The organism is Nonomuraea sp. B208, from assembly GCF_057536035.1.
The window spans coordinates 117,092-136,307 of the sequence record NZ_BAAJOU010000009.1 but is presented as its reverse complement, the minus strand read 5'-3'; the positions used below and the strand labels follow the sequence as shown (position 1 = coordinate 136,307).

The window sequence follows — 19,216 nt, the reverse complement described above, 5'->3', positions numbered from 1 at the left end:
CCTAGCATCGACCATGGCCGTGCCCGAGGCGCCCGTCCCGTCCGAGCTGCTCGACCTGCTGGAGCGCGTCCCCCTGCCGGGCGGCGGGCCGCGCTCGGTCGAGGAGCTGCCCGGCGGGCTCACCAACCGCAACTACAAGGTCGTCACGCCCGCCGGCGCGTACGTGGTGCGGGTGCAGGCCAGCGACGGCGCGCTGCTGGCCATCGACAGGGACGCCGAGCACGCCAGCTCGCTCGCGGCGGCGGCCGCGGGGGTGGGGGCGCCGGTGCACGCGTACCTGCCGGAGCTTGGGGTGCTGGTGGTGGAGTACCTTCCGGCGCGCGCCTTCACCGAGGCGGACCTGCGGGATCCGGCGAACCTGCCGAGGGTGGCGGAGGCGTGCCGGCGGCTGCACGCGGGGCCGCGGTTCCCCCGGGACTTCGACATGTTCGAGGTGCAGCGGCGGTATCTGGGGATCGTGCGGGAGCGGGGCTTCCGGTTGCCGGCGAGATATCTGGATTTCATGCCCGACGCGGCAAAAATCCGGAAATGTCTGGAGGTGCGGGCCGAGGGCACCGTTCCCTGCAACAACGACCTGCTGCCGGGCAACATCCTCGACGACGGCGAGCGCCTGTGGCTGATCGACTACGAGTACGCCGGCAACAACGACCCCTGCTTCGAGCTGGGCAACGTCTGGAGCGAGTCCGACCTGCCGCCGGGCCACCTGGAGGAGCTGGTCACCGCGTACTACGGCCGGCGGCTGCGCCACAAGATCGCCCGCGCCCGGCTGCTCGGCCTCATGTCCAAGTACGGCTGGACGCTCTGGGCCGCCATCCAGGACGGCGCGAACGACACCATCGACTTCGACTTCTGGTCCTGGGGGATGGAGAAGTACGAGCGGGCCGTGGCCGAGTTCACCGGCGGCGGGCTCACGGATCTCATGGACGAGGCCGCGCGTACCGACTGAAGCCGGGCAGACTGGAGCAATGCTCGCCGCACTGACCGGCCTGGGCCTGTCCACGGCCGCCGGCCTCAACGCCTACATCCCGCTCCTGGTCGTTGGCGTGCTGTCGAACCTCACCGACACCGTGAAACTACCCGACGGCTACGCCTGGCTGTCGAACTGGGGCGTGCTCGCGATCATCGCGGTGCTGCTGGCCGCCGAGGTGGTCCTCGACAAGGTGCCCGCCGTCGACAGCGTTAACGACGCCATCCAGACCGTGGTGCGCCCCGCCTCGGGAGGCGTGGTCTTCTCCGCCACCAGCGCCGCCGCCGAGCTGGAGAACTCCTCCTGGATGACCGAGCACCCCTGGGTCGGCTGGCTGCTCGGCATCGGCGTCGCGCTGGCCGTGCACGCCATGAAGGCGGCCGCCCGTCCCCTCGTCAACGTGGGCACGGCGGGGGCCGGCGCCCCCGTCGTGAGCACCGTCGAGGACGCGGGGTCGCTCGGCATGAGCCTGATCGCGATCTTCCTCCCGTTGCTGGTGATCGTCGCGCTGGTGCTGCTCGCCGTGCTGAGCTGGTGGCTCCTGCGGCGCGTACGGCGGTTCCGTGCCCGCAGGCGGGCCGCCCGGAGTCAGCCTCCAGGATGATCCGCGATCACCCTGCGGGCTGATCCGCCGGTTCCCGCGCGCCCCCTACAGTCCTTCCCGGTAGCGAACGCGACGTGTGGGCGTCACGTGGCCCCCGACCCTGCCGCGCCCACGCGGTGAGGGGTTCCGGTGCTCCGCCGGGACCCCTCACGCTGCCACTCGACGCAGCCACCCCGTCACCAGGTGGACGAACTCCGCGGGCCGCTCCTCGTGCAGCCGGTGGCTGGAGCCCTCCCAGCACACGACCTTGGACGCCGGGTCCTTGAGCAGCCCCGCCTCCCAGGACGCCCGCCCCGCGTCGGACCAGATCGACAGCACCGGGCAGGTCCGCCGCGCCAGGTACTCCTCGCTCGCGGGCCGCGCCCCGATGGCGTCCGGCGCGGTGAACATCGCCTCCATCGCCTCGGCCAGCACGTGCGGGGCCATGCCGTGCAGGCGGCGCTTGTGCCAGCGGCGGACGACGGCGGGGGTGGCGGCGTTCGTGCACCACTCGTCGATGGCCTCGGCGGCCTCGTGCGGACGCGGCCCGCGCAGGCCCGCCACCATCCGGGGGAAGCCGCGGACGATGTCGTCGGACATGCCGTAGCCGGGATCGACGGCGACGAGCGCGCGGACCCGGTCCGGATGCTCGACGGCGAGGACGGAGACCACCTGGGCGCCCATCGAGTGGCCGACCGCGACCACCTGCCGGACGCCGAGGCCGTCGAGGAGCGCCTTGAGGTCGGCGGCCATCGCGCGGGGCGTGTTGCCGGTCTCAGGGACCGACGAGTAGCCGTGCCCGCGCAGGTCGGGGGCGATCACGCGGTGACCGGCTGCGGTCAGGGCGTCGATGTGCCAGGACCACTGGTGGGAGTCGGTGCCCCAGCCGTGCACGAGCAGCAGCGGCGGGCGTTCGGCGTCGCCGGTGCCGTCGTCGGTGTAGAAGAGCCGGACGTCGCCGGCCACGTCGGCATAGGCCATCGGTCAACCCACCCCGCCCGCGCCGGGGCTCGTCCCGGGGCTCGTCCCCGGCGCTGGGCCTGCGGCGGGGCTCGTCCCGGGGGCCGGGCTGGGGGCCGGGCTGGGGGCCGCGCCGGGGGGCGGGCCCAGGAGGGCCACCTCGCCCGCCGTCCAGCCGCCGTCCACGGCCAGCTCCGCGCCGGTCACGTACGACGCCGCGTCCGACAGCAGGAACGCGATCGCCTCGGCCACCTCCTCGGGCTCGCCCCACCGCCCGGCCGGAGCCAGGGGGAAGGTCCCCTCGCCGGAGACGGCGCCGAACGGCCGGGTCATCGGGGTGACGATCATCCCGGGATGCACCGAGTTGACGCGGATCCGATCCCGCGCGAACTCCAGCGCCGCGATCTTCGTCAGCCCGCGCACGCCCCACTTGGAGGCGCCGTACCCGCCCGTTCCCGGCAGCGCGAAGAGCCCCGCGACGGACGACAGGTTCACGATCGCGCCGCCGCCCGACGCCCGCATGGCCCCGGCGACGGCCTTGAGCCCGAGGAAGACCCCGACCAGGTTGATCCGCAGCACCCGCTCGAACTCCGGCAGGGACTGCTGTTCGATGGTCACGGCGGTCGCGATGCCCGCGTTGTTGACCAGGCCGTCCAGCCGCCCGAACTCCTCGACCGTGCGCGCGACCACCGCCGCCCACCGCTCCTCGTCGGTCACGTCGTGCGGCAGGAACCGCCCGCCGACCTCCTTGGCGGTGGCGGTCCCCTCCTCCTCCAGCACGTCGGTGAGCACGACGTGCGCCCCGCCCGCGGCGCAGCGCCGCGCGGTGGCCGCGCCCATGCCGCGCGCTCCCCCGGTGATGATCACAACCTTGCCGTCCAGCACGCCCGCCGCCGCCCTTCCGCCGCGATCCAGCTCCGACCCTTGTGCACTGAAACACGACTCCTCTCCTGGATCAAGTGCTTGCTTGGCACAGGCAGGGGCGCGGGCCGCGCGGCGCGCCAGGACCGCCGGGGCCGACTATCCTCAAGACAACGACACCGACAAGGGGGGTGACGGAGATCGGCGAATTCCTCGTCGTCGTCCTGGTGATTCTGGCGTTCCTCCTGCTGCTCGGAGGCGTCGGCATCTACCTGCTGGTCAAGCTGGGCCGAAAGGCCGCAGGCCACGCCAAGCAGGCAGCCGGCCGCCTCAGCACGCACGTCAACGCGATGGGCACGGGCGACGCCGCCGAGGTCGAACGCCTCCGCCTCGACCTGCGCCGCGAGGTCGCCCTCACCCGCCAGGCCTTCGAGCACGCCCAGCGCCAGGGCTGGGGCCTCGGCGACCTGCCCCGCCTCCTTGCCGACCTGGAGGCCCAGGCCGAGGTCCACGACGGCCAGCTCGGCATGTACGCCCAGCAGCGCCGCGTCTCCCCCTACGTGGACCACGCCACGCTCGGCCGGCTGCGCGAGCACCAGGCCACGCTGACGGCCATGTGCGCCCGCATCCGCGCCGACCTCCTCGGCGACCAGGTCCAGCACACCGCCGCCGGGATCGCCGACCTGTCGTCGCGTACGGACCTGGAGATCGAGGCCCGCCGCCGCCCACCGGACCCCCTCGAAGAGATCGACGAGCTCTACCGCCGTTCCCTCGACGAACGCCGAGAACGCCCCTGACGTTCACTAACCGTGGCATCCTTGACACGCAGAGCAAGGAGTCACGTCGATGACCGCGGCCTTTCCCAAGTGGTTCCACCCCCGCCCGCGCGGCGGTTGGACCGCCGACATGCTCGACCACCTTCCCCCTGGCGCGCCACGGCACGTCGAGCTGATCGACGGGTCACTGATCACGATGCCGCCTCGGACGGCGTTCCAGCTTTACGCGGTCCGGCTGTTCGAGAACCGCCTGAAGCCGCCGGAGCACCTCGCGGTGGTCCGCGAGATGACGGTGACCCTTCACCTTCGAGCTGGAGCCGGCCGTCAAGGCTTACGTCCCCACCGGCATCCACCGCGAGAGACTGCAGCTCGACATCGGTTTCGACGTCGACCTCGACCTGCATCTGAGCTGGCCGCCGCGCTCTTAGCGATAACGGGCCAGTTCCCACGGGTCGTGCGCGGAGAACACCTCGACCTCGTCCCCGTGGTCGCGTACGAGCTCGCGCAGCCGGGCCTGGGTGCCGAGCCGCAGGTCGCGATGCACCTCTGAGCGGGTCTGGACGAAGTCCAGCAGCGGGTGCGGCTCCTTCAGCGCCTCCAGCTCACGGTGGTAGTAGTAGGCGTCGCCGCAGTGCAGGAGCCACCGGCCGCCGTCCCGCACGGCGACCCCCGTGTGGCCGGCGGTGTGCCCGCCGAGCGGGATCAGCTTGATCTCCGGCGGCAGCCCTTCCGGCTGCACCGCCGTGAAGCCGAACCACTCCTCCCCCGGTACGGGACGGTAGGTGACCCAGTCGGGGCCGTGAGCCCAGTGAGCGGGACGGTAGCGGGAGCCGGCCGCCTCGGCCAGGGCCGCTTCGAGCTCGGCGGCAAGCACATGAACCCGTGCGCCGGGGAAGTCGGGAAGGCCGCCGCAGTGGTCCACGTCCAGATGGGTCACGATGATGTGGCGGACGTCGGACGGCGTGTAGCCGAGCCGGGCGATCTGGCGGACGGCCGTCTCCTCCTCGTCCAGGACGGGTTGCGCCATCTCGACCCATTCGACCCCGAGCGTGCCGCCGGGGTCACGGACATCGTCGAGGCCGAGTCCGGTCTCGATCAGCACCAGGCCGTCGGCGTCGGTTTCGACCAGCAGACAGTGGTTCACGGCGGGCGCGGGCGGAGGACCGTCGTAGGTGGCCTCGATCGTCCGTACGGATCCGCAGTTCAGATGATGGATCTTCATGGCGTCTAGACTGCGACTTGAAGCGCGGTTCAAGTCAAGGGGCAGTGGTGGACGAGGATTGGCTGGACATCGCCGAGGTGGCGCAGCGGTCCGGGCTGGCGCCTTCGGCGCTGCGGTTCTACGAGAAGAAAGAACTGATCGCCTCCGGCGGACGCAACGGGCTCCGCCGTACGTACCGACCGGATGTTCTGGAACGTCTGGGGCTGATCACGTGCGCGCGTGAGGCCGGACTCTCGGTCGCGGAGATCGGCCGGTTCTTGGCGGCCCGGCCCGGCGACCCGGATCTGCGCGCCCACATGGCCGCCAGGGCAAGCAGCCTCGATGAGCAGATCGGCCGGCTCACCCGGCTGCGCGACAGTCTCCGGCACGCCGCCGTCTGCGATCACGAGCCGATCGTCCAATGCCCCGACTTCAAACGGGCCCTCGGCACCGGGCCCGCCCGACCTCAGCCGCGGCCCCATTCCCCGTAGACCAGGGCGGCCAGTTCGGCCTCCGTCGCGCCGGCGTTGGCCGCCGCCTTGGTGGCCTGGGCCTGGGCCGTCGTGGGCAGCAGGCCGTCCAGCAGGATCGGCAGGGACAGGCGGCGCAGCAGCACCTCGGCGGCCGAGACGCCGTACGGGCGGCGGGTCACCGCCACGTTCACCCGCAGCGCGTGCTCGTTGCCCGGCGGCACGCCGGGACGGTCGATCTCGACGGCGGCGTAGCGGAAGCCGTTCGCCAGGTCGCAGGGGGCGCAGCCGGCCGGGCCCCGGCTGAGCCGGCCCCCGCACTCGGGGCAGGTCAGCCGGTCGTAGGCGGCGTCCACCACCCGCCAGGGGTGCCGGTCGGGCTCGTCCACGACCATCTCGGCGATGAGGCGTTCGCCTGGCGGGTTTGCGGTGCCGAACTCGCGCTCCACGAAGGCCCGCCAGCCCTCCTCGACGATCTTGTCCACCAGGGCCGCGCACCGCGCACAGGCGGGCGCCCCGGCGGGCTCCCAGTGACCGCACTCCTCACATCGCCGCATGTCCCGAACCGTACGCAACCGCCTGAGCGCGGCGCATCCCGTTATCCGGCCGCCGGGGCTCTCTCCAGCTCCGCGATCGTGGTCCTGAGCCAGGTCAGCTCGGCCTGGCTGGTGGCCTGGGCGATGACGAGCAGGCCCTGCCGGAACGGGTCCGCGAACTCCTCGGCCGCCATTGGCCGCTCGCCGTCGTAGAAGAAGCTGGTCGGCTCCTCCAGGAACGTCAGCCGCCTGCGCAGCACGGCCGCCTGCGCGCCCGGCTCGTCCAGCAGGCGCAGGAACGCCAGCAGCGTGAACCAGCGGTTCTCGTCGCTGATGTCGAGGTCGGCGGGCTCACGCAGGCGCCGCTCCAGCTCCGCGCGGCCGTCCTCGGTCAGGTAGAGGACGCGGCGGGGCGCGGCGGCGGCGCCCGGCTCGTCCTTCCTCGTCACCCATCCGGCGGCGGCCAGGCGCTTGATGGCCGGGTAGAGCGTGCCGTCGGCCACCGGGCGTACGTGCCCCATGAGGGCGGCCACCCGTTTACGCAGCTCGTAGCCGTGCAGGGGGTGGTCGCTGAGGAACCCGAGTATCGCCAGCTCCAACATGACGATGAGCATACCTCGGTGTCGATATATATTGATCCCGAGGTATGAGGAGACCGTCATGCACGATGCCATCGTCCATCCCAGCGGCGCCCGCATGCGCTGGGTCGAGCTGCCCGGCCCGGATCCGGCCCGGGTCTACGTCCACGGGCTCGGCGCCACCTCGGCCCCCTACTACGCGGAGGTCGCCGCTCATCCGCTGCTGCCGCGCCGCCGTTCCCTCCTGATCGACCTGCTCGGGTTCGGCATCAGCGACCGGCCGCGGGATTTCGCGTACACGCTGGAGGCCCACGCCGGCGCGCTGGCCGCCGCCCTGGAGAAGGCGGGGGTCGCCGACGCGGCGCTCATCGCCCACAGCATGGGAGGGGCCGTGGCCATCGTCCTGGCCGCCCGGTATCCCGAGCTCGTCTCCCGGCTGGTCCTCGTGGACGCCAACCTCGACCCCTATCCTCCGGCCCCGGTGCCGCCCGGCGGCAGCGGCATCGCGAGCTACGGGGAGGAGGAGTTCGTCGGCGGCGGGTGGAAGGAGGTGCGCGATCGCGTGGGGCCGCACTGGTGGTCCACGATGCGCCTGGCCGACCTGCGCGGGCTCCACCGCACGGCCGTCAGCCTCGCCCGGGGCACCGATCCCACGATGCGCGAGCTGCTCGTGTCGCTGCGGATGCCGCGTACGTACCTGCATCCGGAGGGCGGCGCCCCGGACGACGCCGACGGTCTGCGGGCGGCCGGGGTCCGGGTGCTGTCCATCCCGGAGTCGGGCCACAACATCATGCTCGACAACCCGGACGCCTTCGCCCGAACCCTCAACGACCTCCTCCCCTGACCACCCGCTCCCCCACCCTCCGGTCAGACAGGCCAGAGGGCGGAGGGAGGCGGGTAGGCGCGGGCGCAGACCAAGGCGCGGGTACGAGCCCGGGCGCAGACGCGGGTGCAGGCCCAGGCGCGGATGCGGGGCCAGGCGCGGGGCCCGGGCGCAGGTGCGGGTGCAGGCTCCGCAGGTGCGGATGCAGGCCCAGGTGCAGGTCCGCGCCCAGATGCGGGCGCGGACCCTTGTGTGAGTGCGGACCCAGGTGCGGGCGCGGGACCCGAGTGCGGCTACCGGCCCAGGTGCGGATGCGGAGCCGGGTGCGGACGCGGATCAGCCTGTGGGTGTTTCGGTGGTGGTCGGTGTTTCGGTTGTCGTGGGTGTGCCGGTCTCTGTGGGGGTGCCGGTTACGGCGGGTGTGGCGCTGCCGGGGTTGGTCGCCTCGCCGGTTACCGCGTCGATGGCGACCTCCTGCTTGGTGCCGTTCGGGAGGATGACGTCGGCCTCCCAGACGGGCTTGCCGTGTTCGGAGTCCAGGTTGAGCTCCGTCACGCGCCCCTCGGGGACGGTGGCGGTGATCTTGTCCAGGGCCTGGGTCCAGTCGACCTTGACCGCGCTCAGCAGGTTCTTGAGCTCGGCCATGTCCTCCGGATCGTCGTCCTCCAGGCTCGGGCCGGAGACGACCTTGCCGTCGGCGACGTCCAGCCGGCGCTCGGTGCCGTCGCGGTCAGCGACCTGCACCTCCCAGCGCTTACCGTTCTCCTCGCTCTCGATCGAGACGAGCGCGGCGCCGGACGCGGCGGATAGCGCGGCCTGGGCGGCGCGCTTCAGGTCGTCCGCCCCGGCGGCGCCGGGCGTGCCGGCGGTGGGCGAGCCGGTTGCGGGAGTGGACACCATCGGGCCGGTGGGCGGGGCGCTCGGCACGCCCCCGGTCGGGCTGGGCGGCTGGGCGGCCAGCCGCTCGATCCCCTGTGCTTCGTGCGCGGCCTGGCCGCCGCACGCTCCCGTCAGCAGCGCGGCGCCGGCCAGGACCCCCGTGAGCGTCTTGTTCATGGAGGCTCCGCTGCCCACCGGCGCCGGGTCCATGCCGCGCCCGGCCGAGCCACGGCCGCTGGGCGAGGGCTACTTGACGCCGGCCTCGCGCATGTCGCGGAGCTCGCGCTTGAGCTCCTTGATCTCGTCGCGCAGCCGCGCTGCCACCTCGAACTGCAGGTCGGCCGCCGCCTGGTGCATCTGCTCGGTGAGCGACTCGACGAGCGACTCCATCTGGGCCCGCGGCATCTCGCCGGCGATGGCCTTGGCGTGCTGCCCGGCGGCGCGGCCGCCGAAGCCGGGCACCGGGGCCTTGCCGCGCGACTGCTGGCGGCCGCCTCCGCCGAGGAGCTTGTCGGTGTCGGCGTCCTCGCGCTGCAGCGAGTCGAGGATGTCGGCGATCTTCTTGCGCAGCGGCTGCGGGTCGATGCCGTTGGCCTCGTTGTAGGCGATCTGCTTGGCCCGGCGCCGGTTGGTCTCGTCGATCGCCCGCTCCATGGACGGGGTGACCTTGTCGGCGTACATGTGGACCTGGCCCGACACGTTACGGGCGGCGCGGCCGATGGTCTGGATCAGCGACGTCTCGGAGCGCAGGAAGCCCTCCTTGTCGGCGTCGAGGATGGCGACCAGCGACACCTCGGGCAGGTCGAGGCCCTCGCGCAGCAGGTTGATGCCGACGAGCACGTCGTATTCGCCGGTGCGCAGCTCGCGCAGCAGCTCGATGCGGCGCAGCGTGTCGACCTCGCTGTGGAGGTAGCGGACCCGGATGCCGAGCTCCAGGAGGTAGTCGGTGAGGTCTTCCGCCATCTTCTTGGTCAGCGTGGTGACGAGCACCCGCTCGTCGCGCTCGGCCCGCTCGCGGATCTCGTGGACCAGGTCGTCGATCTGGCCCTTGGTGGGCTTGACCACGATCTCGGGGTCGACCAGGCCGGTCGGGCGGATGACCTGCTCGACGACCTCGCCCTTGGCCCGCCCCAGCTCGTAGGGGCCGGGCGTGGCCGACAGGTAGACCGTCTGCCCGATCCGCTCCAGGAACTCCTCCCACTTGAGCGGCCGGTTGTCCAGCGCCGACGGCAGCCGGAAGCCGTGGTCGACCAGGGTGCGCTTGCGCGAGGCGTCGCCTTCGTACATCGCCCCGATCTGCGGCACGGTCTGGTGCGACTCGTCGAGGACCAGCAGGAAGTCCTCGGGGAAGTAGTCGAGCAGCGTGTTGGGCGCGCTGCCGGGGGCCCGGCCGTCCATGTGGCGCGAGTAGTTCTCGATGCCGGAGCAGGTGCCGATCTGGCGCATCATCTCGATGTCGTAGGTCGTGCGCATCCGCAGCCGCTGCGCCTCCAGCAGCTTGCCCTGCCGCTCCAGCTCCGACAGCCGCTCGGCCAGCTCCGCCTCGATGCCCGCGACCGCCGCGGCCATGCGCTCCTCGCCGGCGACGTAGTGGGAGGCGGGGAAGATGTAGAGCTCCTCGTCCTCGGTGATGACCTCGCCGGTGAGCGGGTGCATCGTGGACAGCTTCTCGATCTCGTCGCCGAACATCTCGATGCGGACGGCGAGCTCTTCGTACTTCGGGATGATCTCGATGGTGTCGCCGCGCACCCGGAAGGTGCCGCGGGTGAAGGCGAGGTCGTTGCGGGTGTACTGCATGTCGACCAGGCGGCGCAGGAGCTGGTCACGGTCGATGTCCATGCCGACGCGCAGGCGGGCCATGCGGTCGACGTATTCCTGCGGGGTGCCGAGGCCGTAGATGCACGACACCGAGGCGACCACGATGGTGTCGCGCCGGGTGAGCAGCGAGTTGGTCGCCGAGTGACGCAGCCGCTCGACCTCGTCGTTGATCGAGGAGTCCTTCTCGATGTAGGTGTCGCTCTGCGGGACGTATGCCTCGGGCTGGTAGTAGTCGTAGTAGGAGACGAAGTATTCGACCGCGTTGTTGGGCAGCATCTCCCGCAGCTCGTTGGCGAACTGCGCGGCGAGCGTCTTGTTGGGCTGCATCACCAGGGCGGGCCGCTGCAGCCGCTCGATCAGCCAGGCGATCGTGGCGGTCTTGCCGGTGCCGGTGGCGCCGAGCAGGACGCTGTCCTTCTCGCCGGCCTTGACGCGGCGCTCCAGCTCGGCGATGGCCGTCGGCTGGTCGCCCGAGGGAGTCATCTCGGTGACGACCTCGAACGGCGCCACCTTCCGCTGCAAATCTGTGACCGGACGCATGCTGTCACTGTAGGTGCCGCGACCGACAGAATCCGACCTCAGGCGGAGCGCTCGCCGATGCGCGGGAATGGCGTGGTGGAGAAGACGACCTCGACGGGCACCTCGAAGTAGCCGGCGATCCTCAGGGCCAGGTGAAGGCTGGGGCTGTACTCGCCCCGCTCCAGGTAGCCGACGGTCTGGTAGTGCACGCCCAGGGCGTCGGCCAGTTGTCTTCTGGTCACGTTCCGCTCGGCCCGGAGCAGCGCGATGCGGTTGTAGACGGTCTCGCTCATCACCGCGTATCTTCTCAGCCCCGCGCCCGGCCCACCTCAATCGTAGATCTACTACATAGGTGGCATGTCTACTACAAGGCGCAACAGACCTGTGACATCCCTTTGCAAGTGAATAGTAAGTGACACCCGATACGGTCGGATTCGCGCCGGTAGCGGAAAAGAGAGGTTCGATGTCACGACCCAGAGAGGCACTGATCCAGGCAGGTCAGGGCATAGCCCAGGCGGTGGCCCAAGGGGGTGACGTACGCGGGGCGGTGGGCCAGGTCGCCGGCCAGTTCGCCGGGCAGGTGGGCGGCCAGCGCGGCAACCAGGGCCAGGCTCCCGGCTTCGCGCTGAACCCGCACGACTTCGCCGGGGAGCGGGACGGGGGCACGTCCGTCGGCACGCTCATCGAGGCGCGCACCGCCTCGCTGAACGAGGCCGGCGAGATCGTCAACCGCAGCTTCGCCGAGAACGGCATGCACGTCATCTCGCCGGTCGTGATCCCCAAGAGCGGCACCGCCAAGGTCCTGGTGCCCCTGGGCATCCTCGTGGCGCTCGGCCTCATCGGCGCGCTCGGCAACGTCATCCCGAACACCGACCTGTTCTTCGGGCCGCACTACTGGGTGACGCTGGTCCTCGCGGCCGCGTTCCTGTGGTGGCGGCGCAGCGTGGTGATGGTCCCCGAAGGCTGCAAGGCGCTCATCACCAAGTTCGGCAAGCTGGTGCACATCGCCGACCCGGGCCGGGTGACGCTGTTCAACCCGTGGAAGCGGGTCAGCTACATCGTCAACACCACCCGTGAGTACCCGTTCAACGCCCCCATCCGCGAGGCGCCGACGCAGCAGGGCGTCAAGGCGAGCGTGGACCTGTTCCTGCAGTTCAGGATCGAGAACCCGGCGGAGTTCATCTTCGTGCTCGGCTCGGTCAGCGGCTTCCAGTCCAAGCTGCAGAACGCCATCAGCGAGGTCACCCGCTCCCTCATCTACGCCCAGCGCGCCGAGGACATCTACGACCTGGTGGGCGAGAGCACGCTCGGCATGCTGGAGAGCCTGAACCAGCAGTTCCTGCCGGCCGTCCGGCTCACGGACGTGAACATCACGCACGCCGAGCCGTCCAGCCAGGAGTACCGCATGGACCTGGCCGCCCCCGAGATGGTCAGGGTCGCCAAGGAGGCGTACACCTACGAGTACGAGCTCCAGCTCCGCAAGGAGCAGAACGAGGGCGACCTGGTCAAGGAGCTGGCCGGGCTCCAGGAGACGCTGAGCGCCATCCAGGCGGAGATCGCCGGCTACCAGGCCCGCATGGACACCGCGCTGGAGCGCGCGACCCACCAGGCCACGGCGCAGGCCAGGCAGCGCCTGGTCGAGGCCGAGTCCACGGCCAACGCCAACGCCGCGCTCCTGGAGGCGCAGGCGCTGGACATCAGGGCGCTGTCGGCCGCCGAGGCCCCCGAGATCCTCGACTACCGCTTCCAGCAGGACCTGCTCGCCAAGCTGGAGTCCGTCGCCACCCGGCTGCCCCAGGTGGTGCAGGTCGGCGAGCAGAGCGACATCGACTTCCTCGCCCTCGCCCAGCAGCTCGTGGGCGGCAAGGGGGCGCAGCTCTTCTCCGCCGAGGACATGGCCGCCATCCGGTCCCGCCTCGACGAGATCGGCACCCGTGTCCGCGACCGCGAGGCCGAGATCGCGGCGCTGCTCAGGAAGGCCGCGGCCGACGTCGCCGGCGCCCAGGAGCCGCCCGTGCCCGACCAGGACCTGGAGCGAACCGTCGAACGCCTGCTGCCCGGCAAGGGGGAGATCCGATGAGCCGCGAGTTCTCCAAGATCAAGGAGTCGGTCGCCTCCTGGGGCGACATCCGCCAGCTGCTGAGGGGCGGCGAGCAGGGCCAGCTCGTGCCCGTCGTCATCCCCAAGGACCGGCGCGGCTTCGCCTGGATGACGCTGATCTTCCTGGCGCTCTACTTCGCGGGCATGGCCGCGCTGACCGACTTCACGGTCTCCGCCGCGCTTCTGGCGCTGCTGTTCCTTCTCCTCGCGCTGGTCACGATGTGGCGCAAGGCGATCATCGAGATCGAGGAGGGCACCACCGGCGTGCGCAGCCGCTGGGGCGCCATCACCGGCACGCTGCCGCCGGGCCGGCACTACCTGTGGCTGCCGTGGGACCGGGTGGACGCGGTCGTCGACACCTCCACCGAGATCCCGTACTCGGCGCCCATCGTGGCCTGCCCCACGGCCGAGAACGTGCCGCTGAAGTCGATCGAGTTCTTCCTGAAGTTCCGGATCGTCGACCCGGTGGCCTTCCACCGCACGATCGGCGCGGGCAACTTCGACCTGGTGCTGTCCAGCGCCGTGCAGGACGCGATCCGCCAGCGCAGCCGCAGGGTCAACACCGAGCGGGCCTACGACCTGCGCGGCTCCGACGTCGGCGACATGCAGGACGCGCTCAACCGGCAGCTCGGCCGCTACGGCGTGCGCATCACCGGCGCGAACATCCCCGACGTCCAGCTCCCCGACCAGTACCAGCAGCACCTGGCCACCCGGGAGAAGGTCGCCAAGGAGCTGTCGGCGTACGAGCGCGAGTGGGAGCTGACCCGCAAGCGCCGCATCGACACGCTGCTGATGGAGATCGAGCGCTCCAAGAAGACCCGCGACGCCCGCGTGGTCGAGGTCAAGGCCGCCTACAACACCGCGCGCAAGGACGTCGCGCGCATGCTGGAGGAGCAGGAGACCGAGGCGCAGCGGGTCACGTGGGAGATCGAGGCGCGCGGCAGGGCCGAGCTGACCGCCGCCGAGAACGAGGCCAAGGCGCTGCGCCGGCTGGCCGAGTCCTACCGCGACAACCGGGCCGTGCTGCAGTACGAGCTGGCCAGAAGGCGGCTCGACGTCGGCGCCCGCCTGGCGGAGAACGCCCCCCAGCCGCTGGTCGTACGGACCCAGCAGGGCCAGGGCGACTCCGCGCTGTCCACCCTCCTCCTGGCCCAGTTGCTCCCCCGCCTCTCGGGCCAGAACGGCCACTCCCCTTCCGCTCAGTAACCAGGAGAAGAACCCCATGGTGTTCCGCAAACTGATGGCCGCGTTCGGCGCGGGCGTCGAGGTCGACACGGTCCTCACGAACACGGGCGTGCGGCCGGGCGAGAGCCTGCACGGCGTGGTCAACTTCCGCGGCGGCAACAACGACTACAAGGTCGAGGGCATCTACATCGACCTGACCGCCGTGGTCGAGGTGGAGTCCGGCGACAACGAGTACAAGACGAGCTACAGCTTCCTGCGCCAGCAGGTCGCGGGCACGTTCCAGCTCGCCGCCGGAGCCCAGCACCAGCAGCCGTTCCAGATCGCGATCCCGTGGGAGACGCCGATCAGCGCGATCGGCGGCCACCCGCTGCACGGGATGAAGCTGGGCGTCCAGACGGAGCTGGCCCTCGCGGGCGCGCTCGACAAGGGCGACCTCGACCCGCTGTTCGTCAGCCCGCTGCCGGCCCAGGAGTACGTCATCGCGGCGCTCGACCGGATGGGCTTCCACTTCAAGAAGGCCGACCTGGAACGCGGCACGCTGTACGGCTCCACGATGCCGTTCTTCCAGGAGATCGAGTACTACGCCGGCGGGCAGTGGCGGCGCCACTTCAACGAGCTGGAGCTGACCTTCATCGCCGGGCCGCGGCAGATGGACGTCATCCTGGAGGCCGACAAGCGCGGCGGCTTCCTGACCTCCAGCCACGACGCCTACAACCGCTTCACCGTGCACTACGACGGCCCGCCGCACGCGGCGGAGCAGGCGCTGCAGCACGGCCTGGAGCAGATGGCCCGCCACCGCGGCTGGTTCTGAGCCGGGTCACGTCCCCGGGCGGAGGGTGCCGCCCGGGGCGACGTCCCCGGCATCTTTCGCCAGGTGATCGTTCTCTGGTGGTCTCCTTGCGCGGTCGTTACCATGACCTCGGGGACTGACTGATCGTCGGACGGCGGGGCGAAGATGGCACGGTTCGTGTGGGCGATGAAGCGGGCCGCTCCGTGGGCGGCGCGCAACGCCGACGGCGCCATCGCCCTCGTTCTGGCCGTCGTCGTGGGCGTGCTCGGCATCATCCCCGACGAGATGTTCGGCAAGGACGGCCAGGACATCCAGCGCCAGCTCGTCAACGCCGCGACGCTGGTCATCCTCGCGCTGGTGGCCACCGCGCTGCTGCGCGACCGGCTGCGCCAGGCCCCCGTCGAGCGGACGATCACCTCGGGCGCGCTGGCCGAGCTGCCGGTGCGCCTGGCGCGCATGGAGCAGATCGAGAGCCTCGCCCACAGCACCCGCCGCGCGCTCGACGCCCTGCAGCTCGTCCGCGTGCTGGGCAGCCGGCAGGAGATCGCGCAGTCGCACGCCGAGGCGCGCAAGGACACCGCCCGCTGGAGCTTCAAGGGCGGCACCGGCACCTACCTGCGGGCGGTCACGCTGCCGCTGTGCGTGGCGGCGGCGCGCAGGGAGAAACGGCACCTCACCGTCAGGGTCGAGGTGCTCGACCCGGCCGACGCCGAGGTGTGCGAGACCTACGCCCACTACCGCCGCTCGCTGTCGGAGTCGCCCGACGCCACCGGCGAGACGTGGACGACCGACCGGGTCAGGAAGGAGTCGTACGCGACCATCCTGGCCGCCTTCTGGCACCGCCAGCGCTACGGCCTGCTCGACATCGCCGTGGGCCTGTCGGCCACGATGACCACGTTCAGGTGGGACCTGTCGAGCACCCGCCTGATCATGACGGTCGAGGACCCCAACATGGCGATGACGGCGCTCGCCGGCACCTTCTACTACGAGAACTGCGACACCGAGCTGCGGCTCAGCTTCGAGCAGGCGCGGCGGGTGCCGCTGGAGCAGTACAAGAAGGTGCCGCTGAGCGACGAGCCGACCATCGAGGAGGTGCAGGAGCTGTTCGAGCACATCGGCATGCCCCTGCCCAAGTCGTACGACGGCCGCGACGTGGTGGACATCGCGCGCAAGGCGCTGCGCGCCGTGGACCCCTACGGACCATGAGCTACCGGGACGTACGCCGCAGGGTGACGGCGGGACAGGCGCGGGAATGGGCCCTGGAGGCGCTGGAACGGCCGCTGAGCGCCGTACGCCATCCCCTGGGCTTCGTCTGCCTGCCTCTGGAGCGCGACGGCGACGAGGGCGTCTGCGTCCATCTGTGGTCCGCCTCGCTCGCCCACGCCGAGAGCACCACCTCGCAGATCCACTGCCACAGCTGGGACCTTTTCAGCCACGTGCTCTACGGGCAGATACGCAACGTGCACGTCAACGTCACGGACGCCGGCGAGCAGGCCACGCACCGGGTGTTCGAGGTGGTCAGCGACGCCTCCGGCGACCGCATCTCGCCCACCGGCCGCACCGTGCGGCACGCCACCGGCCTCGTGGAGGTCTTCGGCCCCGGCGACACCTACACGCTGCCGGCCGGCCGCTTCCACTCCAGCGTGGTGCCCGAGGGCGGCGAGGCCGCCACCGTCGCGCTCGGCAGGGGCCGGCCGGGCAGCCACGACCTGTCGCTCGGGCCGCTCGACGCCGGTCCGCACCGCGTGTCCAGGCAGCCCCTGGACCCCGGCGAGACCGCACTCGCCGTCCGCCTCGTCACCGCGCACCTGACCTGAGGGGTAGCCGATGGACCTGGACCACGCTCGCACGGTCGCCGTCGAGGCCGCCGAGGCCGCGGGAGACCTGCTCAGGGAGGGCACACGGGGCACGATCGGGGTCCGGGCCAAGGGCGTGGCCGGCGACGTGGTCACCGACCTCGACCTCGCCTCCGAGAAGCTGCTGCTGGAGCGCATCCTGACGGCGTTCCCGTCCCACTCGGTGATCGCCGAGGAGTCCGGGCTGGTCGGGGCGGCGGGCGGCGAGTGGACGTGGCTGGTCGACCCGCTCGACGGCACCAACAACGTGGCGATCGGGCTGCCCGCGTACGTGGTGGGCGTGGCGCTGTGCAGGGACGGGCGGCCGGTGCTGGGCGTGGTGCACGACCCGGTGTCCGGGCAGACGTGGTCGGCCCTGCGGGGGCGGGGGGCGACGGCCTCCTCGGGGGCGCGCCTCGCGCCGCCGTACGCGCCGAGCCCGCACGGCCCGCTGCTGGCCTGGACCCAGGGCTACGGCGTCGCCAGGGACGACGCCACGGGCAGCGCGCTCAAGCTGGCGATGGAGCGGGCCGCCCGCCGGGTCCTGCAGCTGTGGGCGCCGCTGCTGTCGTGGGCGATGCTGGCGCGCGGCGACATCGACGGCATCGTCGGCTACCGCGCCGAGGCCGTCGACCTGCCGGCGGGCGCGCTGCTGGCCGTGGAGGCCGGGATCGACATCAGGACGCTGGACGGCGGGCCGTTCGAGGCGTGCATGGACGCGCCCGCCGAGCGGCGCAGCTTCGTCGCCGCCCATCCGCAGGCCATCCCCGGGCTGCTCGCGCTGCTCCGCTGATCCGTTCTGTGCACAAGGTTCTGTGCACAAGTACGCGGAAGAAGTGTGTCGCAAGCCGATGAGTTCCGCTTCCGTCCGGCGTCTCATGAGACGACGGCACTTACGGAAGAGGAGCCCGACATGATGACCACGGCCGAACTCGCGCAGGTGCTCTTCACGACCGCTCTGCAGCCCTCCGACGCGCTCTCTCCTCACGCCATCCGCGAGGCCGTGGACGAGCGGCTGTGCGCGTGCGGCGGCGACCCGGCGCGGTGCGCGGGCCAGGTGGCGCAGGAGGCCGGCGACCACCCCGAGGCGTACGCGCGGCGCATGCGCTGGGCGCTCGGCGCGGTCGCCGGCGCCTACCAGCTCACCGCGGCCTGACCTTCACAACGCCCAGACGGTGGCCACCAGGCCCACCACGGCCAGCCCGGCGCCGGTGAGCAGGAAGCGGCGCATCGGCACCCGCACCTCGTGCCTGCGGCACGACTCGAACCACAGCAGCGTCGCCAGCGACGCCCACGGCGTCACCACCGGGCCGACGTTGGTGCCCACCAGCAGCGACAGCAGGCGGTCCTGGTCGGCGGCGGGAATGACGCCCTCGACGGCCTTGTACGCGGGCAGGTTGTTGATCGCGTTGGACAGGCCCGCGCCCACGGCGGCGGTGCGGTAGGGGTCGCCCTCGGCGCCGATCATCCAGGTCATGAGGTCGGCGAGCCCGTGCCGGCTCAGGGTCGGCACCACCAGGAACAGCCCGGTCACGAACACCACGAGCTGCCACGGGAACAGCCGCCACGACAGGCGCTCCCGCGCGCGCAGCAGGAACGCCGCCAGGACGAGCGCGGCGGCCGCGCCCGCGGCCACGGCCACGTGCGCCTTGAGCAGCAGCAGCACGATGAACAGCAGGCAGCCGGCCGACGCCGCGCCGAACAGCGCCCGGTCGCCGACCGGCTCCAGCACCGGCGGGCTGTAGCGCAGGTCGCCCCGCTCCCCCCGCCGCCAGAAGAACGCCCACAGGAACGCCATCGTCACCAGGATGGCGGCGATCTGCGGGGCCCACATGCGGGCGGCGAACTCCTGGGCGTCGAGGCCGAGCTTGTCCATGGCCAGGAGGTTCGTGAGGTTGGAGACCGGCAGCAGCAGGCTCGCGGTGTTGGCCAGCCAGATCGTCGTCATCGCCAGCGGCAGGGGGGCGATGCGGGCCTTCGGGGCGAGGGCCAGCATCACGGGGGTGAGCAGGACGGCGGTGGTGTCCAGGTTCAGGAAGATCGTGACGAACGACGCGAAGGCCGTACAGAGGAGGAACAGGGCCGCGTAGTTGCCGCGGCCCAGCACCGCCATCCGCGCCGCGATGGCGTCGAAGACCTGGGCCTCCTTGGTCAGCTCGGCCAGCACGATGACCGCCACCAGGAAGATCAGCAGCGGCCAGATCTCGTCCAGGCTCTCCGCGGCGGCCTCCCACGGCAGCAGCCCGGTCGCCACGAACACCAGGCCGAGCACCAGGAGGCCGATCCTGATCCAGTCGAGCAGGCTGAGACGCCACACGCAGAAGATGATCGCATA

21 protein-coding genes are annotated in these 19,216 nt (G+C 71.5%); 12 read left to right on the top strand and 9 right to left on the bottom strand.

What is annotated here, in order from left to right:
* Window positions 1-13: 13 nt before the first annotated feature.
* Together AC27IY_RS04785 and AC27IY_RS04780 are read left to right on the top strand one after the other, a co-directional pair.
* Window positions 14-946, top strand: coding sequence for a phosphotransferase (locus AC27IY_RS04785; protein ID WP_423452677.1), 933 nt, complete (start codon window positions 14-16; stop codon window positions 944-946).
* Between the two features lie 19 nt (window positions 947-965).
* Window positions 966-1,571, top strand: a complete 606-nt coding sequence (locus tag AC27IY_RS04780) for a DUF4126 domain-containing protein (protein ID WP_423452678.1) — start codon at window positions 966-968, stop codon at window positions 1,569-1,571.
* A 147-nt stretch (window positions 1,572-1,718) separates the two neighbouring features.
* On the opposite strand, the gene AC27IY_RS04775 is transcribed toward AC27IY_RS04780, so the two are convergent.
* The gene (locus AC27IY_RS04775) at window positions 1,719-2,531 is read right to left on the bottom strand and encodes an alpha/beta fold hydrolase (protein WP_364445418.1); all 813 of its coding nucleotides are present in this window, start codon (window positions 2,529-2,531) and stop codon (window positions 1,719-1,721) included.
* Between the two features lie 3 nt (window positions 2,532-2,534).
* Window positions 2,535-3,395: a glucose 1-dehydrogenase gene (locus AC27IY_RS04770; protein WP_487177210.1), complete on the bottom strand. Its 861-nt coding sequence runs from the start codon at window positions 3,393-3,395 to the stop codon at window positions 2,535-2,537.
* 167 nt (window positions 3,396-3,562) lie between these two features.
* On the opposite strand from AC27IY_RS04770, the gene AC27IY_RS04765 reads away from it, so the two are divergent.
* On the top strand, window positions 3,563-4,168 hold the full coding sequence (locus tag AC27IY_RS04765; protein ID WP_344205337.1) for a hypothetical protein: 606 nt from the start codon (window positions 3,563-3,565) through the stop codon (window positions 4,166-4,168).
* 403 nt (window positions 4,169-4,571) lie between these two features.
* Here AC27IY_RS04765 and AC27IY_RS04760 read toward each other — a convergent pair whose 3' ends face one another.
* Window positions 4,572-5,369, bottom strand: a complete 798-nt coding sequence (locus AC27IY_RS04760; RefSeq protein WP_487177209.1) for an MBL fold metallo-hydrolase — start codon at window positions 5,367-5,369, stop codon at window positions 4,572-4,574.
* A 47-nt stretch (window positions 5,370-5,416) separates the two neighbouring features.
* Between AC27IY_RS04760 and AC27IY_RS04755 the strand changes: the two genes are divergently transcribed.
* Entirely contained in the window at window positions 5,417-5,839 is a 423-nt protein-coding gene (locus tag AC27IY_RS04755) for a MerR family transcriptional regulator (RefSeq protein ID WP_487177208.1), read from the top strand.
* Here AC27IY_RS04755 and AC27IY_RS04750 read toward each other — a convergent pair.
* Window positions 5,815-6,375 carry a hypothetical protein gene (locus AC27IY_RS04750; RefSeq protein WP_487177207.1) on the bottom strand — a complete coding sequence of 187 codons (561 nt, stop codon included), beginning with the start codon at window positions 6,373-6,375 and terminating at the stop codon, window positions 5,815-5,817. The two genes, AC27IY_RS04755 and AC27IY_RS04750, sit on opposite strands and share 25 nt — an antisense overlap.
* Before the next feature lie 41 nt (window positions 6,376-6,416).
* On the bottom strand, window positions 6,417-6,956 hold the full coding sequence (locus tag AC27IY_RS04745) for a PadR family transcriptional regulator (RefSeq protein WP_487177206.1): 540 nt from the start codon (window positions 6,954-6,956) through the stop codon (window positions 6,417-6,419).
* A 58-nt stretch (window positions 6,957-7,014) separates the two neighbouring features.
* Here AC27IY_RS04745 and AC27IY_RS04740 point away from each other — a divergent pair, with 58 nt between their 5' ends.
* Window positions 7,015-7,776, top strand: a complete 762-nt coding sequence (locus tag AC27IY_RS04740) for an alpha/beta fold hydrolase (RefSeq protein ID WP_423472284.1) — start codon at window positions 7,015-7,017, stop codon at window positions 7,774-7,776.
* Window positions 7,777-8,091: 315 nt separating this feature from the next.
* On the opposite strand, the gene AC27IY_RS04735 is transcribed toward AC27IY_RS04740, so the two are convergent.
* The 3 genes from AC27IY_RS04735 to AC27IY_RS04725 all read right to left on the bottom strand — a co-directional run bounded on the left by AC27IY_RS04735 (window position 8,092) and on the right by AC27IY_RS04725 (window position 11,264).
* Complete coding sequence (locus AC27IY_RS04735; protein ID WP_487177205.1) at window positions 8,092-8,811, bottom strand: PepSY domain-containing protein; 720 nt, start codon at window positions 8,809-8,811, stop codon at window positions 8,092-8,094.
* A gap of 69 nt (window positions 8,812-8,880) precedes the next feature.
* On the bottom strand, window positions 8,881-10,992 hold the full coding sequence (uvrB, locus tag AC27IY_RS04730) for an excinuclease ABC subunit UvrB (protein ID WP_344205324.1): 2,112 nt from the start codon (window positions 10,990-10,992) through the stop codon (window positions 8,881-8,883).
* A 38-nt stretch (window positions 10,993-11,030) separates the two neighbouring features.
* Window positions 11,031-11,264, bottom strand: a complete 234-nt coding sequence (locus AC27IY_RS04725; RefSeq protein WP_344205323.1) for a helix-turn-helix transcriptional regulator — start codon at window positions 11,262-11,264, stop codon at window positions 11,031-11,033.
* Window positions 11,265-11,434: 170 nt separating this feature from the next.
* Between AC27IY_RS04725 and AC27IY_RS04720 the strand changes: the two genes are divergently transcribed.
* From AC27IY_RS04720 to AC27IY_RS04690, 7 genes are all read left to right on the top strand, one after another.
* Window positions 11,435-13,051 carry an SPFH domain-containing protein gene (locus AC27IY_RS04720; protein WP_423452687.1) on the top strand — a complete coding sequence of 539 codons (1,617 nt, stop codon included), beginning with the start codon at window positions 11,435-11,437 and terminating at the stop codon, window positions 13,049-13,051.
* Window positions 13,048-14,277 (top strand): SPFH domain-containing protein, encoded by a 1,230-nt coding sequence (locus tag AC27IY_RS04715; RefSeq protein ID WP_344205319.1) that lies wholly within the window; start codon window positions 13,048-13,050, stop codon window positions 14,275-14,277. The genes AC27IY_RS04720 and AC27IY_RS04715 overlap by 4 nt, the downstream gene beginning before the upstream one ends.
* 16 nt (window positions 14,278-14,293) lie before the next feature.
* Window positions 14,294-15,067, top strand: a complete 774-nt coding sequence (locus AC27IY_RS04710) for a sporulation protein (protein WP_344205317.1) — start codon at window positions 14,294-14,296, stop codon at window positions 15,065-15,067.
* 144 nt (window positions 15,068-15,211) lie between these two features.
* Complete coding sequence (locus AC27IY_RS04705) at window positions 15,212-16,252, top strand: hypothetical protein (RefSeq protein WP_423452688.1); 1,041 nt, start codon at window positions 15,212-15,214, stop codon at window positions 16,250-16,252.
* Complete coding sequence (locus tag AC27IY_RS04700; protein ID WP_344205314.1) at window positions 16,249-16,863, top strand: hypothetical protein; 615 nt, start codon at window positions 16,249-16,251, stop codon at window positions 16,861-16,863. The genes AC27IY_RS04705 and AC27IY_RS04700 overlap by 4 nt, the downstream gene beginning before the upstream one ends.
* Window positions 16,864-16,873: 10 nt before the next feature.
* Window positions 16,874-17,674: an inositol monophosphatase family protein gene (locus AC27IY_RS04695; protein WP_364445430.1), complete on the top strand. Its 801-nt coding sequence runs from the start codon at window positions 16,874-16,876 to the stop codon at window positions 17,672-17,674.
* A gap of 120 nt (window positions 17,675-17,794) precedes the next feature.
* On the top strand, window positions 17,795-18,037 hold the full coding sequence (locus AC27IY_RS04690) for a hypothetical protein (protein ID WP_344205312.1): 243 nt from the start codon (window positions 17,795-17,797) through the stop codon (window positions 18,035-18,037).
* 3 nt (window positions 18,038-18,040) lie between these two features.
* On the opposite strand, the gene AC27IY_RS04685 is transcribed toward AC27IY_RS04690, so the two are convergent.
* A complete protein-coding gene (locus tag AC27IY_RS04685) occupies window positions 18,041-19,198 on the bottom strand; it encodes an ArsB/NhaD family transporter (RefSeq protein WP_344205311.1) in 1,158 nt (385 codons plus the stop codon).
* Window positions 19,199-19,216: the final 18 nt, after the last annotated feature.

Excerpts from the sequence above, each read along its gene's own strand:
- AC27IY_RS04725 (WP_344205323.1), bottom strand. The coding sequence starts at position 11,264 with ATGAGCGAGACCGTCTACAACCGCATCGCGCTGCTCCGGGCCGAGCGG.
- AC27IY_RS04775 (WP_364445418.1), bottom strand. The coding sequence starts at position 2,531 with ATGGCCTATGCCGACGTGGCCGGCGACGTCCGGCTCTTCTACACCGAC.
- AC27IY_RS04705 (WP_423452688.1), top strand. The coding sequence starts at position 15,212 with ATGGCACGGTTCGTGTGGGCGATGAAGCGGGCCGCTCCGTGGGCGGCG.
- AC27IY_RS04695 (WP_364445430.1), top strand. The coding sequence starts at position 16,874 with ATGGACCTGGACCACGCTCGCACGGTCGCCGTCGAGGCCGCCGAGGCC.
- AC27IY_RS04745 (WP_487177206.1), bottom strand. The coding sequence starts at position 6,956 with ATGTTGGAGCTGGCGATACTCGGGTTCCTCAGCGACCACCCCCTGCAC.
- AC27IY_RS04785 (WP_423452677.1), top strand. The coding sequence starts at position 14 with ATGGCCGTGCCCGAGGCGCCCGTCCCGTCCGAGCTGCTCGACCTGCTG.
- AC27IY_RS04750 (WP_487177207.1), bottom strand. The coding sequence starts at position 6,375 with ATGCGGCGATGTGAGGAGTGCGGTCACTGGGAGCCCGCCGGGGCGCCC.
- AC27IY_RS04760 (WP_487177209.1), bottom strand. The coding sequence starts at position 5,369 with ATGAAGATCCATCATCTGAACTGCGGATCCGTACGGACGATCGAGGCC.
- AC27IY_RS04780 (WP_423452678.1), top strand. The coding sequence starts at position 966 with ATGCTCGCCGCACTGACCGGCCTGGGCCTGTCCACGGCCGCCGGCCTC.
- uvrB (WP_344205324.1), bottom strand. The coding sequence starts at position 10,992 with ATGCGTCCGGTCACAGATTTGCAGCGGAAGGTGGCGCCGTTCGAGGTC.
- AC27IY_RS04690 (WP_344205312.1), top strand. The coding sequence starts at position 17,795 with ATGATGACCACGGCCGAACTCGCGCAGGTGCTCTTCACGACCGCTCTG.
- AC27IY_RS04700 (WP_344205314.1), top strand. The coding sequence starts at position 16,249 with ATGAGCTACCGGGACGTACGCCGCAGGGTGACGGCGGGACAGGCGCGG.
- AC27IY_RS04735 (WP_487177205.1), bottom strand. The coding sequence starts at position 8,811 with ATGAACAAGACGCTCACGGGGGTCCTGGCCGGCGCCGCGCTGCTGACG.
- AC27IY_RS04715 (WP_344205319.1), top strand. The coding sequence starts at position 13,048 with ATGAGCCGCGAGTTCTCCAAGATCAAGGAGTCGGTCGCCTCCTGGGGC.
- AC27IY_RS04710 (WP_344205317.1), top strand. The coding sequence starts at position 14,294 with ATGGTGTTCCGCAAACTGATGGCCGCGTTCGGCGCGGGCGTCGAGGTC.
- AC27IY_RS04720 (WP_423452687.1), top strand. The coding sequence starts at position 11,435 with ATGTCACGACCCAGAGAGGCACTGATCCAGGCAGGTCAGGGCATAGCC.
- AC27IY_RS04740 (WP_423472284.1), top strand. The coding sequence starts at position 7,015 with ATGCACGATGCCATCGTCCATCCCAGCGGCGCCCGCATGCGCTGGGTC.